Source organism: Herbidospora sakaeratensis, assembly GCF_001570525.1.
Taxonomy (GTDB): Bacteria; Actinomycetota; Actinomycetes; order Streptosporangiales; family Streptosporangiaceae; genus Herbidospora; species Herbidospora sakaeratensis.
This window is the reverse complement of record NZ_BBXC01000009.1, coordinates 149,875-167,086: the sequence shown is the minus strand read 5'-3', so window position 1 is coordinate 167,086 and position 17,212 is coordinate 149,875. Positions and strand designations below refer to the sequence as shown.

Sequence of the window (17,212 nt, the reverse complement as noted above, 5' to 3'; positions counted from 1 at the left end):
GGACGATGGCACGCTCCAACGGTGCTGGAATCCGGTGATCCACCTGGGTAGACAGGTGCGCATGGAATTCTCGCCGGTCATCACCCGGATCGCCGTCCTCGCCTGTCTCGCGGCGGCGGCAGGCTGTGCCAACTCGTCGCCAGGTACGGCGACGGCGACCCCGTCAGCGAGTCCCTCGCCGACCGCTCCGGGCGCGCCGGTGACGCCCGCCGCCCAGGCCCTGGGCCTGGAGTCGCTCTACGAGGACGTCATCCACAAGGTGCTCCCGTCGATCGTGCAGATCACCACCGGGAACGCCCTGGGCTCCGGCATCGTGTTCGACAACCAGGGCCACGTCGTGACCAACGCCCACGTGGTGGGCGACGCCCGCGACTTCGAGGTGACCGTCCCGACGGGCGGCGCGGCGCGCAAGGCCACCCTCGTCAGCTCGTTCCCGGCCGGCGACCTGGCCGTCATCAGGGTCACCGACCCGCGCGGCCTGACCCCGGCGGTCTTCGGCGACTCGACCAAGCTCCGGGTCGGCCAGATCGTGCTGGCCATGGGCAACCCGCTCGGCTTCTCCGGCACGGTCACCTCGGGCATCGTGTCGGCGCTGGGCCGGACGGTCTCCGGCCCCCGCGAGGGCGGCGTGCCGGGCGCCACCATCACCAACGCCGTGCAGACCTCGGCCCCGATCAACCCCGGCAACAGCGGCGGCGCGCTGGTCGACCTGCACGGGCAGGTGATCGGCATCCCGACCCTGGGGGCCAACAACCCGCAGGAGGGCCCCGCCGACGGCATCGGGTTCGCCATCCCGAGCGCCACGGCCACCGACATCACGCGGCAGATCGTCCAGAACGGCCGGGTGGTCAACACCCGGCGCGCCGCTCTGGGCGTCCAGGTGGGAACGGCCATCGGCCGGGACGGAGAGCCGATGGGCGTCCAGGTCGGCGCGGTCACCAGGAACGGCCCGAGCGAGCGGGCCGGGATCCGGACCGGCGACGTCATCACCAGCGTGAACGGCAAGGCCACCGAGGACACCGCGACCCTGAGCGAGGTGCTCGCGACGCTGAAGCCGGGCCAGAAGGTGCCCGTCGTGGTGCGGCGCTCGGACGGCTCCCAGACGACCGTCCAGGTGACGCTGGGCGAACTTCCCGGCGGAAGCTGACATTTCCATGTAAGAAGTTGGGTGTTCGATCGGGCCGGTTGTTACGGTCGGGCACGTGACACCAGATCTCGACTCCTTCATCGCCGGTCTGCCCAAAGCGGAGCTGCACGTCCACCACGTCGGCTCCGCCTCCCCCCGGGTGGTGGCCGAGCTCGCCGCCCGCCACGAGGGCAGCACCCCCGTGCCGGCCGACCCCGACCGGCTGGCCGAGTTCTTCACCTTCCGCGACTTCGCCCACTTCATCGAGGTGTACGTCTCGGTCCTCAACCTGATCCGCGACCCCGAGGACCTGTGGCAGCTCTTCTACGGGGTCGGCCGTGACCTGGCGGCGCAGCAGGCCCGGTACGTCGAGCTGACGGTGACGCCGTACACCCACCTGATCAACGGGTTCGCCCCGGAGCAGTTCTGCGAGATCATCGAGGACGCCCGCGCCCGGGTCCTGCGCGACCACGGCCTGACCCTCAAGTGGATCTTCGACATCCCCGGCGAGCTGGGCCTCCCGGCGGCCGAGAGCACCCTGCGGATCGCCCTCGACCAGCGCCCCGACGGCCTGATCGGCTTCGGCCTCGGCGGACCGGAGGTCGGCGTGCCGAGGAAGCAGTTCGCCCCCTACTTCGACGCCGCCCGCGCCGAGGGCCTCCACTCGCTCCCGCACGCCGGGGAGACCACCGGCGCCGAGACCGTGTGGGAGGCGCTGCGCGAGCTGAAGGCCGAGCGCATCGGCCACGGCATCGGCAGCGCCGGCGACCCCGCGCTGCTGGCGCACCTGGCCGAGCACCAGATCGCGCTGGAGGTCTGCCCGACGTCCAACGTCTGCACCCGCGCCGTCGCGTCGCTGGAGGAGCACCCGCTGCCCGAACTGGTGAAGGCCGGGGTGCTCGTCACGATCAACTCCGACGACCCGCCCATGTTCGGCACCTCCCTCAACCAGGAGTACGCCGTCGCCGCCCGCCTGCTGGGCCTCGACCACACGGGCGTCGCCGAACTGGCCGGCAACGCGGTCCGCGCGTCGTTCCTGGACGAGGCGGGAAAACGCGCCCTGCTGTCCGAAATAGCGGAATACGCCGGTAAACAACGGCTCTGAAACGCCATTGGCGATCAAGGGGTCTATGCTGACCGGAGCCGCGACCTCCCTTGGAGACCTGATGTCGGAGCCGAAGAACTTATTGCCCTGGGCGTCCCCGCGTGACGAGAACGCCCCGAGGATCGACACGTCGGTCCCCCATTCGGCCCGCGTGTACGACTACTGGCTGGGCGGCAAGGACAACTTCGAGGCCGACCGCAAGGTCGCCGAGGGCACCGCCGCCGCCGCGCCGGGCATCGTCCAGGGGGCCAGGGACAACCGCGCCTTCCTCGGCCGGGCCGTGCGGTTCCTGGCCGAGCAGGGCATCACGCAGTTCCTCGACATCGGCACCGGCATCCCGACCCAGGGCAACACCCACGAGGTCGCCCAGCAGGTCAACCCGGCGGCGCGGATCGCGTACGTCGACAACGACCCCATCGTCATGACGCACGCCCGCGCCCTGCTGCGCAGCTCCCGCGAGGGCCGCACCTGCTACGTCGAGGCCGACCTGCGCGACCCGAAGTCGATCATCGAACACCCCGAGATCAACGACGTCATCGACTTCGACCAGCCGGTCGCTCTGGTCATCGTCGGCACCCTGATGTTCATCACCGACGAGGAGGACCCGCCCGGGCTGGTCCGCCAGTACACCGCGGCGCTCGCCCCCGGCAGCTACTTCGCGGTCAGCCACGTGACGGCCGACTTCTTCCCCAAGGCGGTCGGCAACGCCGCCGACGCCTACCGCACGCCCAACCTCGGCTTCACCCCGCGCTCCAAGGAGCAGATCAGCGAGTACTTCGAGGGCTTCGAACTGGTCGACCCCGGCATGGTGGCGGTCTCGTTGTGGCGCCCCGACGAGGACCCCGCCCTGTACCCCGACCGGGAGCACGGCGCCTACGGCGCCATCGGCCGCAAGATCTGAATCCCGTTGCCGTAGAGCACCGCCCGCAGCCAGTCGTCGCCGAGGTCGAGCCTGACCAGCGCGCCGACGGCCTCGGCGTAGTCGTAGGGGATGTTGGGGAAGTCGCTGCCGAAGTAGACGCGGTCTTGGTAGTCGAGCAGCCGTGACCTCTCGGCCGGCGGGAACGGCCACGCCTGCTCGGTGAAGCCGGTGAACGCCATGGTGGTGTCGAGGCCGACCCCCGGGAACCGCCCGGCGAGGTCGAGGAACGCGCCGTATTCGGGCAGCCCCATGTGGGCCACGACGACCTTGAGCCGGGGATGCCGTTCGAGCACCCCGGTGATCGGCCCCGGCCCGGTGAACCGCCCCGGCACCGGCCCCGACCCGCAGTGGGTGACCACCGGCGTGCCGGCGTCGGCGAGCAGGCCCCAGACGTCGTCGAGCAGGGGGTCGCGGGGGTCGTACCCGCCCACCTGCAGGTGGGCCTTGAACACCCGGGCGCCGCTTTCCAGCGCCTCCCGTACGTAGGCTCCCGCGGACTCCTCGGGGAAGAACGTCGCCGTGCGGGCGCAGCCGGGGGTGGCGGCGGCGAACTCGCGTGCCCACGTGTTGAGCCAGGCCGCCATGCCGGGTTTGTGGGGGTAGATCATCGAGGTGAACGCGACCACCCCGAACTCGCGCAGTCTCCGTACGTGTTCGGCCGGGTCGTTGCCGTGGGCGATCGGCCAGGGGAACCCGAGGTGGGCCTCGGCGCCGGCGAAATAGGCCTGCACCTTGTCGAGCACCCGCTGGGGCATGAAGTGGGTGTGCACGTCGACGATGCCCGGCAGCCCCAGCCCCCGCCAGATCTCCCGCACCGACATGCCGGACAGTCTGTCAGACGAGGGTGATGCCCCCGTCGACGGTCAGCACGATCCCGGTCGAGTAGTCCTGCGTCATCAGGTAGAGGTAGGCCTTCGCCACGTCCTCGATCTCGCCCACCCGCCCGGCCAGGCTCGTGTCGGCGACCTCCTGGTACATCTCCTCGACGTGCAGCGTGCCCTGCCAGAGGGGAGACCTGATCACGCCGGGGGCGACGCAGTTCACCCGTACGGGCGCGAACTCCACGGCCAGCGCTTTGGTCAGCGCCTCCAGCGCCCCCGAGATGGACGCCGGCCCCGCCCACCCGAACCCCGGCCGGTCCTTGGCCACCCCCGCCGTGACGATGATGCTGCCCGTGTCGGGCATCCGGCCGCGGGCGGCCTTCGCGGCGGCCAGCGCGCCGAAGAAACGGATCTGGAAGTACTCCCGGGCCACCGCGATGTCGAGGTGCTCGACCGGGGAGATGTACAGGGGTTCCCCGGCCGTGTAGACCAGATGGTCGAGCCGCCCGATCCGGCCGATGACGTTCTCGATGGCGTCCGGGTCGCTGAAGTCGGCGACCTCTCCCCACGCGGAATCGGGCAACTCGTCGAGGGTGTGGCGCACGTTCTCCTCGCGGGAGGAGACCACGACGACCTCGGCCCCGTGGGCGGCGGCGATCCTGGCCGCCCCGAGTCCGATGCCGGAGGTGCCCCCGAGGAGAACGACCCGCTGCCCGTCCAGTTCCATCTGCATCCCCCTTGACCTGGGCACCCTCGGTTTCTGTCATACCCATTGGGCAGAATCCGCCTATGAGCAAACCACCAGTCGTATCACCTGAAGAGTGGCAACTTGCCCGCGATAACCTCCTGAAAGCGGAAAAGGAGGCCACGAGGGCCGAAGACGCCCTCGCCGCCCAGCGCCGCCGCCTCCCGATGACGGAGTTCCGGAGCGACTACGCCTTCGAGGGTCCCGACGGGCCCCGCACGCTCCTCGATCTCTTCGAGGGCCGCGACCAGCTGATCGTCTACCAGTTCATGGACAACGGCCCGCGCCACTTCTGTCCCGGCTGCACCAAGTTCACCGACAACATCCCGGTGGGCGCCCTCCCTGCCCTGGCCGAGAAGGGCGTGAGCTGGGCGACGATCTCCAACATGCCGCTGGCGCAGATCGAGGCCTACAAGGCCGAACGCGGCTGGACCGTCCCGTTCCTGTCGTCCCACGGCACGACGTTCTCCGACGACTGCGGCGCGGGGCGCGGCTTCATGCTGAGCGTCTTCCTGCGCGACGGCGACCGGGTCTACCGCACCTACAACACGACGGCGCGCGGGGTCGACCGGCTGGTCTTCACCCACAGCTTCCTCGACCTGACGCCGTGGGGCCGCCAGGAAGACTGGGAGGACTCTCCGGTGGGCTGGCCCCAGTACCCGACCTACGGCTGACCGGGCACATAGCGAGATATACTTGATGCACGGCCGGATATCAGGAGGACGCGATGGCACGTACGGTGATCGACATCGACGACGACCTGATCGCGGCTGTGGCCAAGGCGCTGGGAACGCAGACCAAGAAAGACACCGTCAACAGCGCGCTGCGTGAAGTCCTGGAGACCCGTCGCCGGGCCCTGGCGCTGGCCCGGCTCCGCGAGTCGGCGGGGGAAGGCGCCTTCGACCTGGAACTCTTCGAGGACAAGCGGAACTACCGCAGGTGAATCCGGCGCAGTTCCTCATCGACACCAGCGCGCTGGCCCGGTTCATGGCCGGCGACGCCGAACGCCACGGATGGGATCAGGCCGCCGCCGCCGGCCTGATCGCGATGTGCCCCATCACGGAGCTCGAGTTCTTCTACAGCGCCCGGTCCGTCGCCGATCGCCGCCGCGGAATCGACGACCTTCGGCAGATCTTCGGGTGGACCCCGGTCGACGACCGCGCTTATGACCGAGCCTGGAAGCTCCAGGACGAACTGACCAGACGGGGTCGGCACCGCAGTGCCGGCCCCGTCGATCTGGTCGTCGCGGCGACGGCCGAGATCCAGGGGCTGACCCTCCTCCACCGCGACCGCGACTTCGAATGCATCGCCGCCGTCACCGGACAGCCGCTCCAGTGGTACGGCCCCGCCACCGGCAAATGACCCGGCCGAGGAACCCGTGACGGGCACCATCGACAAGATCGCCTGGATCTGCCTCCGCGACCAGCGCGTCCTCGCCGCCCGGTCCCACGGCAAGGACGCCTACTACGTCCCCGGCGGCAAGCGCGAACCCGGCGAGACCGACCTCGACACGCTGGCCCGGGAGGTGCGCGAGGAACTGAACGTGACCATCGTCCCGGGCACGGAGGCCCTGGTCGGCGTCTTCGAGGCGCAGGCCCACGGCAAAGCCGCCGGTGTCACCGTGCGGCTCACCTGCTACACCGCCGGCCATGAGGGCGAACCGGCCCCCGCTGGCGAGATCGCCGAACTGGCCTGGCTCAGCTACGCCGACCGCCCCCGCGTCTCCCCCGCGAACCAGGCCGTGTTCGACCATCTGCACGAGACCGGCCGCCTGCGCTGATCGTAAGGACTGCTGCCCGGCAGGCCCTGTTACGAGTTGATGTCGCCCCTTGACCCGTGCATATGGCCGTCCTAGGGTCCATTCAAAGTTAGGAACCCTTACTAACTTGCCGTGCATCCCTGGTCATAGGAGGCACCACGTGCGCTCTCTCCCCCTCGCGGCAGCCGGCCTGCTGGCCCTCACGCTGACCGCGTGCACCGCGGGAAACACCGCGCCGCCCGCCCTCGGCGCGAAACCCACCACCACCTCGACCGACCCCGCCGCCCTGCCCGCCGCCACGCTGGAGTTGTGGCACGGCTTCTCGACCGACGTCGAGACCAAGGCGTTCGAGGACGCCATCGCGGGCTTCACCACGAAGTTCCCGCAGATCAAGGTGGTCGCGCAGAAGGGCATCCAGGATGCCCAGATCACCCAGGCGATCCGCGGCGGCCAGGCGCCCGACGTGGCGGCGTCGTTCACCACCGACAACGTCGCCCAGTGGTGCAAGAGCGGGGCGTTCCAGGACCTCACGCCCGTCATCGCGCAGGACGGCATCGACCTGAACGTGCTGCCGGCGGCGGCGCGGTCGTACACGGAGTTCGACGGGAAGCGGTGCACGATGCCGCTGCTCGCCGACGCCTACGGCCTCTACTACAACAAGGCCCTGATGAAGGGCGAGCAGCCGCCGAAGACGTTGTCGGAGCTGACCGAGCTGACCAAGAAGCTCACCGTCCGCGACGCCGAGGGCAACATCGAGGTCGCCGGGTTCATCCCGAGCTTCCAGTACTACGAGAACTCCCCCAGCCACCTCGGGCCGATGGTCGGCGCGAAGTGGTACAACGACGACGGCACCTCGGCCATCGGCTCCGACCCGGCCTGGAAGCAGCTGCTCCAGTGGCAGAAGGAGCTCGTCGACTGGTACGGCTACGACAAGCTGGAGAAGTTCCGCAAGGGCCTGGGCGACGAGTGGGGCGCCGAGCACCCCTTCTTCGAGGGCAAGGTCGCGATGGTCCTCGACGGCGAGTGGCGCAACGCCATGATCGCCAGCGAGGCCGAAGACCTCGACTACGGCACCGCGCCGATGCCGGTCGCCGACGACAAGCCCGACCTCTACGGCAGCGGCTTCACCGCCGGCACCGTCATCGGCGTGCCGAAGGGCGCCAAGCACCCGCAGCAGGCGTGGGAGCTGGTCAAATACCTGACCACCGACACCGAGTCGCTGGTCACCCTGTCGAACGCGCTGCGCAACGTGCCCACCACGAAGGCCGCCATGGACCACCCCGGCCTGGCCAAGAACGAGCGCTTCGCCACCTTCCTCGACATCTTCGCCCACCCGAAGACCTCGACCCTGCCCGCGAACGTCAACAGCGTCTTCAACCAGGACGCCTTCTCCACCTTCCTGATCGAATGGGAGAAGGGCGCGGTCAAGGATCTGGACGCCGGCCTCGCCGGGGTCGACAAGCGGATCGATGACAAGATGAAGTTGTCCGGAGGCTGATCGATGGCCTTCACCCGCCGGGAGGGCGTGCGCGCCCTCCTGTGGCTCTCCCCCTGGCTCGTCGGCATCGCGATCTTCTTCGTCTACCCGCTGGCCTCCACGGTCTACTTCTCCTTCCACCGCTACGACCTGTTCACGCTGGAGTTCATCGGCCTGGACAACTGGCGGTACGCCTTCTCCGACCCGCGCCTGCTCCAGTCGGGGCTCAACACCCTGTGGCTCGTGGTGTTCATGGTCCCGGCGCAGGTGCTCTTCGCGCTGGGCGTGGCGCAGCTGCTGACCAAGGTCAAGAGCGGATCGAGCCTCCTGCGCACGCTGTTCTACCTGCCGTCGCTGGTGCCGACGGTGGCCGGCACGGTCGCCTTCGTCTACCTGCTGAACCCGGCCACCGGCCCGGTCAACCAGGTGCTCTCGTGGATCGGGATCACCGGCCCCGACTGGTTCGGCAGCGCGGCGTGGGCCAAGCCCAGCCTCACCCTGCTGGCCCTGTGGGGCGCGGGCAACACCGTGATGATCTTCCTGGCCGCGCTGCTCGACGTGCCGAAGCACCTGTACGAGGCCGCCGCCATCGACGGCGCGGGGGCCTGGCGGCAGTTCCGCGACATCACCCTGCCGGTCATCTCCCCGGTGCTGATGTTCTCGGCCGTGACCGGCGTGATCTACGCGGTGCAGTACTTCACCCAGGCGATGATCGCCTCCCGGGTGGCCTCGGGCGCGACCGACTCGGCCGGCACCAGCTTCACCCCCGGCTATCCCGACGGCGCGCTGCTCACCCTTCCCCAGCACCTGTTCCAGACCGGGTTCCGCGACTGGTCGATGGGCCTGGCCTGCGTCCACGCGCTGCTGCTCTTCGCGGTGTCGATGGTGTTCACCCTGGTGCTGCTGCGCCAGTTCAGCCGGGCGGAGGCCGCCTCGTGAGACGCCGCCGCGGCCTGGTCTGGATCGCCCGGCACGCCATCGCCATCGCCCTGTCCCTGATGTTCCTCGGCCCGGTCGTCTTCATCGTATTGACCGCGCTGATGACCGACGAGCAGGCCCTCACCAGCCGCCTGTGGCCCGACCAGTGGAACTGGGGCAACTTCGCCGAGGTGTTCGCCCGCTCCGAACTGCTCACCTGGACCGCCAACACCTTCCTGTACGCCTCCCTCGCGACGATCTTCATGCTGATGTCGTCGATCCCGGCGGCCTACGCGCTGTCGCGGTTCCGGTTCCGGGGAAGCAAGGTGGCGTTCCTCGTGGTGATCAGCGCGATGATGCTGCCGCCGCAGGTCGTCGCGGTGCCGATCTACCTGGTGTGGGCGCGGCTCGGCCTGACCGACTCGCTCTGGCCGCTGATCCTGCCGATGTTGTTCGGCGACGCCTTCTCGATCTTCCTGCTGCGCCAGTTCCTCATCACGATCCCCCGCGACTACACCGACGCGGCCCGTGTCGACGGCTGCTCCGACCTGCGCATCCTGTTGACGATCATCCTGCCGATGGCCCGCCCGGCCATCGCGGCGGTGGCGCTGTTCTCGTTCTTCTACTGCTGGAACGACTACTACGGGCCCTTGTTGTACGCCGGCGTCGACCAGGAGGGCTGGACCCTGTCACTGGGACTGGCCACCTTCAAGGCGTTCCACAGCGTGCAGTGGAACCTGACCATGGCGGCGACCCTGCTGGTGACCGCGCCGGTGATCGTCGTCTTCCTCTTCGCCCAGAAGGTCTTCATCGAGGGCGTCACGCTGACGGGGGTCAAAGGGTGAGAACGCTCCTCGCGGTCGACGGGGGCAACAGCAAGACCGACCTCGCCCTGGTCGCCGAGGACGGCACGGTGCTCGCCACCACGCGCACCGGCCCCTTCCTGCCGCAGAGCGCGGGCGTCGAGGCGGCCGTCGACGTGGTCGACCGGGCCGCCCGCGACCTGCTGGGCGGCGGGCCGCCCTACGCCGACGTGCTGGCCGCCTACCTGGCCGGGGCCGACTTCCCCGCCGAGGAGGAGGCGCTGGCCGCGGAGTTCCGGCTGCGCGGCTGCGCCAAGGAGGTGGACGTCGCCAACGACGTCTTCGCCGTGCTGCGCGCCGGGGCGTCGCGATCGTGGGGCGTCGCGGTGGTGTGCGGGGCCGGGATCAACGCCGTCGGCGTCGCCCCCTCGGGCGAGGTGGCGCGATTCCCGGCGCTCGGCCGGCGCAGCGGCGACTGGGGCGGCGGCGAGGAACTGGCCGACTGGGTCCTGTGGCACGCCGCCCGCATGGAGGACGGCCGGGGGCCGTCGACCGCGCTGGCCGAGCTGGTCGTCGATCACTTCGGCACGGCCACGGTGGAAGAGGTGGTGCTATCACTGCATTTCGGCGATTTGTCCCCAGCTAGGCTGCATGAGCTCGTACCGGGCCTGTTCACCGTCGCGGCCGACGGCGACCCGGTGGCCAGGGAGGTGGTCACCCGCCAGGCCGAGGAGGTCGCGGTGCTGGCGCGCGTCTGCCTCGAACGGCTGAACCTGCTCGACGTCGCGGCCGAGGTGGTGCTCGGCGGCAGCGTGCTGACCGCGAAGGACCCGTACACGCACGGACTGATCGAGGCCGCGATCGGCGCGAGCGCACCGCGCGCGCAGGTCGTGGTCGGCACCCTCCCCCCGGTCGCGGGCGCCGCCCTGGCCGGACTGGACCTGCTCCACGCGGACGAGTCCGCGTACACCCGAGTTCGTGAACGTTTCAGGAGGAGCGAATGACCAGGCTGTTCCCCGCCGCCCTCGCGCTGGCGCTGGTGACGTCGATCGGCGCCGCCCCGGCATGGGCCGACACCACCCCCGCCCACGTGCGGGTCGACCAAGTGGGCTTCCTGCCGGGCGAGAGCAAGCACGCCTATCTGATGACGAGCGGCGCCGGCGGCCGCTTCACCGTGGTCGACCACCGCGGCCGGACCGTGCTCAAGGGCCACGCCGGCCGCGACCGGGGCGCCTGGAACAGCGGCTACCCGCACGTCTACGACCTCGACGTCTCGAAGCTGCGCACCCCCGGCCGCTACCGGATCAAGGCCGGCGGCACCACCTCGGCCGAGTTCCAGATCGCGCCCAAGCACAACCCGGCCACCGACATCCTGGGCTTCTTCGGCCTCCAGCGGGACACCACCCACCACAACGACCGCGCCGCGTCGGTCTACGAGATCCCGACGTTCACCGGCCCCGACACCGACCAGATCAAGGGCGAGCTCACCAAGGTCGGCGGCCCGGTCGACGTCGAGGGCGGCTGGTTCGACGCGGGCGACTACCTGAAGTTCACCCACATCCTGTCGTACGTCGACACCCTGCTCTTCGCGGCCCAGCGCGACGGGAAGATCCACACCGCGGCCCTGCGCGACGAGGCGACCCACGGCCTGAAGTACCTCGACAAGATGTGGGACGAGAAGTCGAAGACCCTCTACATCCAGGTCGGCGTCGGCGCCGGCAACGAGGAGGGCACCTTCATCGGCGACCACGACATCTGGCGCCTCCCCCAGGACGACGACGGCGACACCGCCGAGGGCCACCAGTTCATCCGCAACCGCCCGGTCTTCCGCGCGGCCGCCCCCGGCCAGCCGATCAGCCCCAACCTCGCGGGCCGCACCGCCGCCGCCTTCGCCCTGGCCGCCCAGCTGGAGCCCGACCGCAAGAAGGCCGCCCACCTGCTGGAACAGGCCGCCTCCGTGTACGCGATGGCCAAGACCACCGACGTCGGCCAGCTGGTGACGTCGTTGCCGCACGCCTTCTACCCCGAGAGCGTCTGGCGCGACGACATGGAACTCGGCGCCACCCAGATGACCCTCGCCGCCCAGCGCCTCCGCGACCCGAGAGCGACCGCGTGGCTGGCCGACGCCGCCCGCTGGGCCCGCGGTTACCTCGACGACGACCAAGGCGACACCCTCAACCTGTACGACGTCAGCGCCCTGGCCCACGCCGACCTCATCACCGCCATCAGGGCCGCCCGCGCGAGGAACCTGGCCGTCTCGGAGGCCGACCTGGTCGCCGGCCTGAAGGCCCAGCTCGACATCGGCACGGACAGAGCGGCCAAGGACCCGTTCCGGGCCGGCGCCCAGCACGACGAGTTCGACTCGGTCCCGCACGCCTTCGGCCTGGCCGCCACCACCCACCTCTACCGCAAGGTGACCGGCGACCGTTCCTACGACGCCTTCGGCACCCAGCAGCGCAACTGGACCCTCGGCGCCAACCCGTGGGGCGTCTCCTTCGTGGCCGGCGCGGGCGCCAACTCGATCTCCTGCCCGCACCACCAGATCGCCAACATCACCGGCAAGCCCGCGACCGGAGCGGTCGTGAACGGCCCCAACAGCGCCAGCCTGTTCGACGACGGCCTCGGTGGCCACTTCGACGAGATGCCCCCCTGCCCGCCCAACGGCGTCGACGTCTACAACGAGTTCACCGGCCACGGCAGCCGCTTCGTCGACGACGTCCGCTCCTGGCAGGCGTCCGAACCGGCCGACGATTTCGCCGCCATCGCGCTGTACGCTTTGACCCTCACCTCGTCATGATCATCGCCGCGGAGATGCAGTGAAGCCTCCCCTTCACGGGACCCCCAGCCTGATGCGCGCGATCAACGAAGGCCGGGCCCTCCGGGTCCTGCTCGAACGCGGCCCGCTGACCCGTCCCGAGATCGGCGAGCTCACCGGCCTCTCCAAACCGACGGCCTTCCAGCTCCTGGCCCGCCTCCAAGAGGCGGGCCTGGTGGTGGCCGACGGCATCCGGGCCGGTCAGCCCGGCCCCACGGCGGAGATCTACCGCATCAACCCCGACGCGGCCTACGTGGCGGCCCTGGACGTGACGCACGACCGCATCAGCGTCCAGATCGCCGACCTCACCGGCACGATCCGCGGCGAGCACACCCTCCCCCAGACCACCCAAGATCCCCTGGTGGACCGCCTGGCCGCCGCCCTCGCGGCGGCCACCCCTCCCGGCCCGCTGCGCCGGATCGTCATCGGCGTGCAGGGCGCGGTCGACCCGACGACGGGCCTGCTGTCCTACGCCACCGACGAGGACCTGCCCGGCTGGCGCATCCCCGACCTCCTCCCCACCCTGCGCGCGGGGCTCGGGACGGAGGTCGACGTGGAGAACGACGTCAACCTGGTGGCCCTGGCCGAACAGGCCCACGGCGCGGCGACGGACCACTCCGACTTCGTCCTCCTGTGGGCCGACGAGGGCCTCGGATCGGCCCTGGTCATAGGGGGCCGCCTGCACCGGGGCTTCTTCGGCGGCGCGGGCGAGGTCGGCTACATGCCGACCCCCGGCGTGGCCACCGCCCGCGACGGCGGCCGCTTCGGCCACCACGGCTACCAGGCCCTGGTCGGCGGCCCCGCCGTCCACGCCCTGCTCCGCACCTACGGCGTGGAGGCCCCCGACTTCCACCGAGCCATGACGGCCGCCATCGAGATGGCGCAGGGCACCGACCGCGCGGCGGAGGAGGCCCGCGCGGGCCTGCGCCTGGTGGCCTCCCGCCTGGCGGTGGGCCTGGCGGCCATCGCCTCCGTGGTGGACCCGGGATTGGTCGTCCTGACGGGCGGCCTGCCCGCAGCAGGCGGCGAACTGCTGCGCGACCTCGTCGAACGGGAGTTGCACGCGCTGACGCACTCGCGGCCGCAGGTGCGGCTGTCGGCGCTGGAGGGCAACCCGGTGCTGGCGGGAGCGTTGGAGCTGGGCCTGACGGTCGTACGGGAGGAACTCTTCGAGGGCGTCCTGATCAGCCGCTCGTAGCACGTTTCCTGTCGGTGGCGCCTGCCACGATCAAAACATGATCATGCAGCCCATCGACGTCTCCTGGCTCTGCGGCGAGTACGGCGAGGAGCACTACGCCTTCATCTACCTCCGCACCACGCCGGAAGAGGCGGTCGCCCGCCTCGGCGGCCGCTATGCGAACTTCACCGACCCCGCCCCCCTGCCCCACGAACCCGACGCTGGCCGCATCGGGGCGACCCCCTCGGCGTCGCCTCCATGGGCGACTGGACGATCATCTGCGACTCCGACTGGCTCGGCACCGACGAAGAACTGATCACCCGCCTCTCCCAAGGCACCCGCCTCGTCTCCCATTTCGCCCTCGGCGTCGACGACACCGACGACTTCTACTGGTGTGAGAACGGCGAGATCAAATACCTCTACGGAGGCGACGACGCCTTCATCATGGACCCCCCAGCCGAACTCGCCGGCGTCATGGACGAGATCGACCAGCTCTACCCGTCGATTCCCCGCCTCTACCGAGGCCCGGGGATCAGACCGACCGAGGAACTCCTGCGCGGCCTCACCTTCAGATGGGGCACCCTCCCGAACTCAGCGCCATAGGGCCAACACGTGGGTCGAAAGTCCCAGAAGTCGGGGGCGGGTGGGCCCAGTTTCCGGGACGGGCATGCTCACCTGCCGATTCAGTGGGGATGTCGGCACACGATGAGCAGATTGTGGCGGAAAATGTGTCTACTCTCATTTGTGCAGCAAGGACGTGGATGTGACTCCTGGTGAAGTCGGGGCAGGAGGTCGGCGATGAGCGCCGGTCGGCGGCCGATCAGCGGCCCTCAGCGCCGTCTCGGCCAGCGGACACGGTACGCCCTGCTCGTCACCGTGGTGATCGGTGTCGCCGTCGCCGTCCCGCCCCTGCTGATTCCCCGGCAGGACGACCGCGCGGAGGCGTCGGGCGCGCGGGAAAGCCCGGCGTCCAGCCAGGCCCCGACCACCGCGCCCCCTCCACCGACACCCGAGACGACACCCGAGGTCCGCAGGAGCGCGGGCGCCCCGCGTCCGACCCCGACGCGGGCGACCGCCACACCCGCACGCCCGCGCGTGCCCTCGTGCACGGCCCCGCGCGGCTCGGGGACCGTGGAAGTCACGGCCGTGCCGGCCTGCTCGATCTACGCGTCGGCGCTCGGGACGGGCTGGCAGGCGTCCGGAAGCGGGACGAACGTCGACCCGGGCCGCCCGGTGCCCGACGGTGAAGAGGCGGCCGTCAGGATCCAGCGACGGGTGAAGACCCGCGATCAGCCCGCGACCGTGACGCTGCTGGCGGGCTCACCCGTGCTGATCGGCACGAACACCCGGCTGCGCCTGCGCATCTACGGCGGCCGGCAGTACGGCACCATCCTCCGGTTGTCCGCCTCGCCCTCGGCGGGACGGGCGGGCGCCACGACGGTGACGCTCCAGGCGCCCCCGGAGCGCTGGACGTCGTTCGTGGTGCACGTGGGCACCCTGTCGCCCGGCCGCCTGCGCCGGATCGACCTCGCCATCGCCAGCGAGCAACTCCCGCAGGCGTACGAGTTCTACCTCGACGACATCGCACTGGGGAAGTGAGATGGCCGCGGGGCATCTGCGGGTCTACGGCGTGGATCCGCTGGTCGCGCCGGCCGCCGTCTGCCGTGCGGTGTTGCTGGGAAGGGCCGCGGTCGTGCTCACCTCCGCCGGGGCAGGGTTGCTGCTGGTGGCCGACCTCTGGCGGGTGGTGTCGGTGATCGCCGTGACCGTGCTCGTCACGGTCGCCGAGGTGACGGTGCTCACCCGGCACCCGGCCGTGGTCCGCCGCGCGCTGCCCGTCGTCGGAGTCGACTGGCTGGCGGCCACGGGCATCCTGCTGCTGAGCAAGGGCGGCATGGCGTACTTCTGCTTCGCGGCCGGGTCGGCGGCGCTGGCCGGGGCGCTGCTCGGCATGCGCGCCCTGGGAATCTGGGCCGTTCAGGCCGCCTTCGGGTTCGCCGCCGCGGCCTGGGCGCTGCGGGCCGCGCCGTACTCGCCGGACGTCGCCGCGTTCGTGATGGCGTTTCCCATGCTCAGCGTGCTCGCGGGCATGGGCGGGGCGGTGGCCACCTCCGCGCTGGTGCGCTACGTCGATCTGACGGTGGAGGTGACGGCCTCCGCGCAGCGGTCCGCCGCGGCCGACGAACGGGCCCGTCTCGCCCGCGAGCTGCACGACTCCGTCAGCAAGACCCTGCGCGGGGTGTCGTTCGCCGCCCTGGCGCTCCCGTCGTCCCTGCGCCGGCACCCCGCGCTGGCCGAGCAGCTCGCCGAGACCGTCTCCCGGGGCGCCGAGGTGGCCGCGAAGGAGGCCAGGCAACTGCTGGAGGGGTTGCGCGGGGACGTACCGGACCGATCTTTCGAGGACGTCGTCCACGAGGTGTCGCGATCCTGGCAGCACGACGCCGGCGTCGCCACGCGGGTGACAGTGGCGTGCGCCGAACCCGGAGTGGCCGTCCGGTACGAGATCGTCCGCGTTCTCCAAGAAGCGCTGACCAACGTGCAGCGGCACGCCTCCGCCTCCCACGTCACCATCCGCCTGATCCAGTCGGGTGGTCTCCTGGAGCTGATCGTCGGCGACGACGGCATCGGCTTCGTCGTTCCGGAGGAGCTCGGACGGTTACAGTCGCAGGGACATTTCGGCCTTGTCGGCATGGCTGAACGGGCCCGGGCCGTCGGCGGCCACCTGCGGGTGAGGTCCTACCCCGGGGCGGGCACCGTGGTCACGGTCTGCGTGCCGCTCGATCCACTGGAGTGATGGACGTGATCGACGTACTGATCGTCGACGACAACCCGATCGTGCGCGCCGCCATGTCCGCGTTCCTGGACGCCGACGACCGGATCCGGATGGTCGGCGAGGCGAGCAACGGGCACGAGGGGCTCGCGGCCGCCCGCCGTCTGCGTCCCACGGTGACCTTGCTCGACCATCGCATGCCCATCGCCGACGGGCTCTCGGTCGTGGGCGAGATGGGCCTGTACACGAAGGTGCTGGCGCTGACCAGCGACTACACCGAAGACGTGATCGCCTCGATGCTGCGCGGCGGCGTGCGCGGATACCTCGTCCACGGCCAGTTCGACCCGCCGGAACTGCTGCGTGCCGTGCTGGCCGTCGCCGAGGGCCGGGGCTGGCTCTCCCCGGTGGCCGCGTCGGTCGCGACCTCACTCGTACGCGGGCAGGCCGAGCGTGACCAGGAGCAACGCGAACGGGCCGAGCGACGGCACACCGTGCAGACGAGGTTCGGCATCACCAGGCGCGAGCGCGAGGTGCTGAACCTCCTGGCCCAAGGGCTGAGCAACGCGTCCATCGCCATCCGGCTGGGCCTGACGGAGAAGACCGTGAAGAACCACCTCAACAGCGTCTTCGGCAAGCTCAACGTGAGCAGCAGGACCGAGGCCGTGCTGCTCTGGACCGGGAGCGCCTGACCCGGGAATTGGGCCATGGCGCTCGGGCCGTACGGGACTTTCTGCCTAAATCCGCAGGCCGCCGCATGGCTATCGTTCGACGCGC

Annotated in this window: 20 protein-coding genes; 18 read left to right on the top strand and 2 right to left on the bottom strand. The window is 70.5% G+C overall.

Going from position 1 to position 17,212, the window contains the following annotated elements:
- The first annotated feature begins 61 nt into the window (after positions 1-61).
- The 3 genes from AW271_RS10735 (at position 62) to AW271_RS10725 (ending at position 3,132) form a co-directional block, all read left to right on the top strand.
- Positions 62-1,147 carry a S1C family serine protease gene (locus AW271_RS10735; RefSeq protein WP_062335466.1) on the top strand — a complete coding sequence of 362 codons (1,086 nt, stop codon included), beginning with the start codon at positions 62-64 and terminating at the stop codon, positions 1,145-1,147.
- Between the two features lie 55 nt (positions 1,148-1,202).
- Positions 1,203-2,231: an adenosine deaminase gene (locus tag AW271_RS10730; protein ID WP_062335465.1), complete on the top strand. Its 1,029-nt coding sequence runs from the start codon at positions 1,203-1,205 to the stop codon at positions 2,229-2,231.
- A gap of 61 nt (positions 2,232-2,292) precedes the next feature.
- Entirely contained in the window at positions 2,293-3,132 is an 840-nt protein-coding gene (locus tag AW271_RS10725) for an SAM-dependent methyltransferase (protein ID WP_062336387.1), read from the top strand.
- Here AW271_RS10725 and AW271_RS10720 read toward each other — a convergent pair.
- Both AW271_RS10720 and AW271_RS10715 read right to left on the bottom strand, forming a co-directional pair.
- Entirely contained in the window at positions 3,105-3,974 is an 870-nt protein-coding gene (locus tag AW271_RS10720) for an amidohydrolase family protein (RefSeq protein ID WP_062335462.1), read from the bottom strand. The genes AW271_RS10725 and AW271_RS10720 overlap by 28 nt on opposite strands.
- A gap of 13 nt (positions 3,975-3,987) precedes the next feature.
- Entirely contained in the window at positions 3,988-4,701 is a 714-nt protein-coding gene (locus tag AW271_RS10715) for an SDR family oxidoreductase (protein ID WP_063817963.1), read from the bottom strand.
- A 62-nt stretch (positions 4,702-4,763) separates the two neighbouring features.
- Between AW271_RS10715 and AW271_RS10710 the strand changes: the two genes are divergently transcribed.
- From AW271_RS10710 to AW271_RS10645, 15 genes are all read left to right on the top strand, one after another.
- Positions 4,764-5,393, top strand: coding sequence for a DUF899 domain-containing protein (locus AW271_RS10710; protein WP_083976458.1), 630 nt, complete (start codon positions 4,764-4,766; stop codon positions 5,391-5,393).
- A gap of 53 nt (positions 5,394-5,446) precedes the next feature.
- Positions 5,447-5,662, top strand: coding sequence for a type II toxin-antitoxin system VapB family antitoxin (locus AW271_RS10705; protein WP_062335458.1), 216 nt, complete (start codon positions 5,447-5,449; stop codon positions 5,660-5,662).
- Positions 5,659-6,081, top strand: a complete 423-nt coding sequence (locus tag AW271_RS10700) for a PIN domain nuclease (protein WP_062335455.1) — start codon at positions 5,659-5,661, stop codon at positions 6,079-6,081. Before AW271_RS10705 ends, AW271_RS10700 begins: the two co-directional genes overlap by 4 nt.
- Positions 6,082-6,097: 16 nt before the next feature.
- Positions 6,098-6,499 carry an NUDIX hydrolase gene (locus AW271_RS10695; RefSeq protein ID WP_062335454.1) on the top strand — a complete coding sequence of 134 codons (402 nt, stop codon included), beginning with the start codon at positions 6,098-6,100 and terminating at the stop codon, positions 6,497-6,499.
- Positions 6,500-6,638: 139 nt separating this feature from the next.
- Complete coding sequence (locus AW271_RS10690) at positions 6,639-7,976, top strand: extracellular solute-binding protein (RefSeq protein WP_062335452.1); 1,338 nt, start codon at positions 6,639-6,641, stop codon at positions 7,974-7,976.
- A gap of 3 nt (positions 7,977-7,979) precedes the next feature.
- Entirely contained in the window at positions 7,980-8,894 is a 915-nt protein-coding gene (locus AW271_RS10685) for a carbohydrate ABC transporter permease (protein WP_062335450.1), read from the top strand.
- Positions 8,891-9,718, top strand: coding sequence for a carbohydrate ABC transporter permease (locus tag AW271_RS10680; RefSeq protein ID WP_062335448.1), 828 nt, complete (start codon positions 8,891-8,893; stop codon positions 9,716-9,718). Before AW271_RS10685 ends, AW271_RS10680 begins: the two co-directional genes overlap by 4 nt.
- Entirely contained in the window at positions 9,715-10,680 is a 966-nt protein-coding gene (locus AW271_RS10675) for an N-acetylglucosamine kinase (RefSeq protein ID WP_062335446.1), read from the top strand. Before AW271_RS10680 ends, AW271_RS10675 begins: the two co-directional genes overlap by 4 nt.
- Positions 10,677-12,473 (top strand): glycoside hydrolase family 9 protein, encoded by a 1,797-nt coding sequence (locus AW271_RS10670; RefSeq protein WP_062335444.1) that lies wholly within the window; start codon positions 10,677-10,679, stop codon positions 12,471-12,473. Before AW271_RS10675 ends, AW271_RS10670 begins: the two co-directional genes overlap by 4 nt.
- 19 nt (positions 12,474-12,492) lie before the next feature.
- Entirely contained in the window at positions 12,493-13,689 is a 1,197-nt protein-coding gene (locus AW271_RS10665; protein WP_218008025.1) for an ROK family transcriptional regulator, read from the top strand.
- 37 nt (positions 13,690-13,726) lie between these two features.
- Entirely contained in the window at positions 13,727-13,984 is a 258-nt protein-coding gene (locus tag AW271_RS40640; protein WP_169806315.1) for a hypothetical protein, read from the top strand.
- Positions 13,927-14,271 (top strand): DUF6461 domain-containing protein, encoded by a 345-nt coding sequence (locus tag AW271_RS10660; protein ID WP_062335440.1) that lies wholly within the window; start codon positions 13,927-13,929, stop codon positions 14,269-14,271. Before AW271_RS40640 ends, AW271_RS10660 begins: the two co-directional genes overlap by 58 nt.
- 195 nt (positions 14,272-14,466) lie before the next feature.
- Entirely contained in the window at positions 14,467-15,267 is an 801-nt protein-coding gene (locus AW271_RS10655) for a hypothetical protein (protein ID WP_062335438.1), read from the top strand.
- A 1-nt stretch (position 15,268) separates the two neighbouring features.
- Positions 15,269-16,462 carry a sensor histidine kinase gene (locus tag AW271_RS10650; protein WP_062335436.1) on the top strand — a complete coding sequence of 398 codons (1,194 nt, stop codon included), beginning with the start codon at positions 15,269-15,271 and terminating at the stop codon, positions 16,460-16,462.
- Entirely contained in the window at positions 16,462-17,127 is a 666-nt protein-coding gene (locus tag AW271_RS10645) for a LuxR C-terminal-related transcriptional regulator (RefSeq protein WP_062335434.1), read from the top strand. Before AW271_RS10650 ends, AW271_RS10645 begins: the two co-directional genes overlap by 1 nt.
- Positions 17,128-17,212 lie beyond the last annotated feature (85 nt).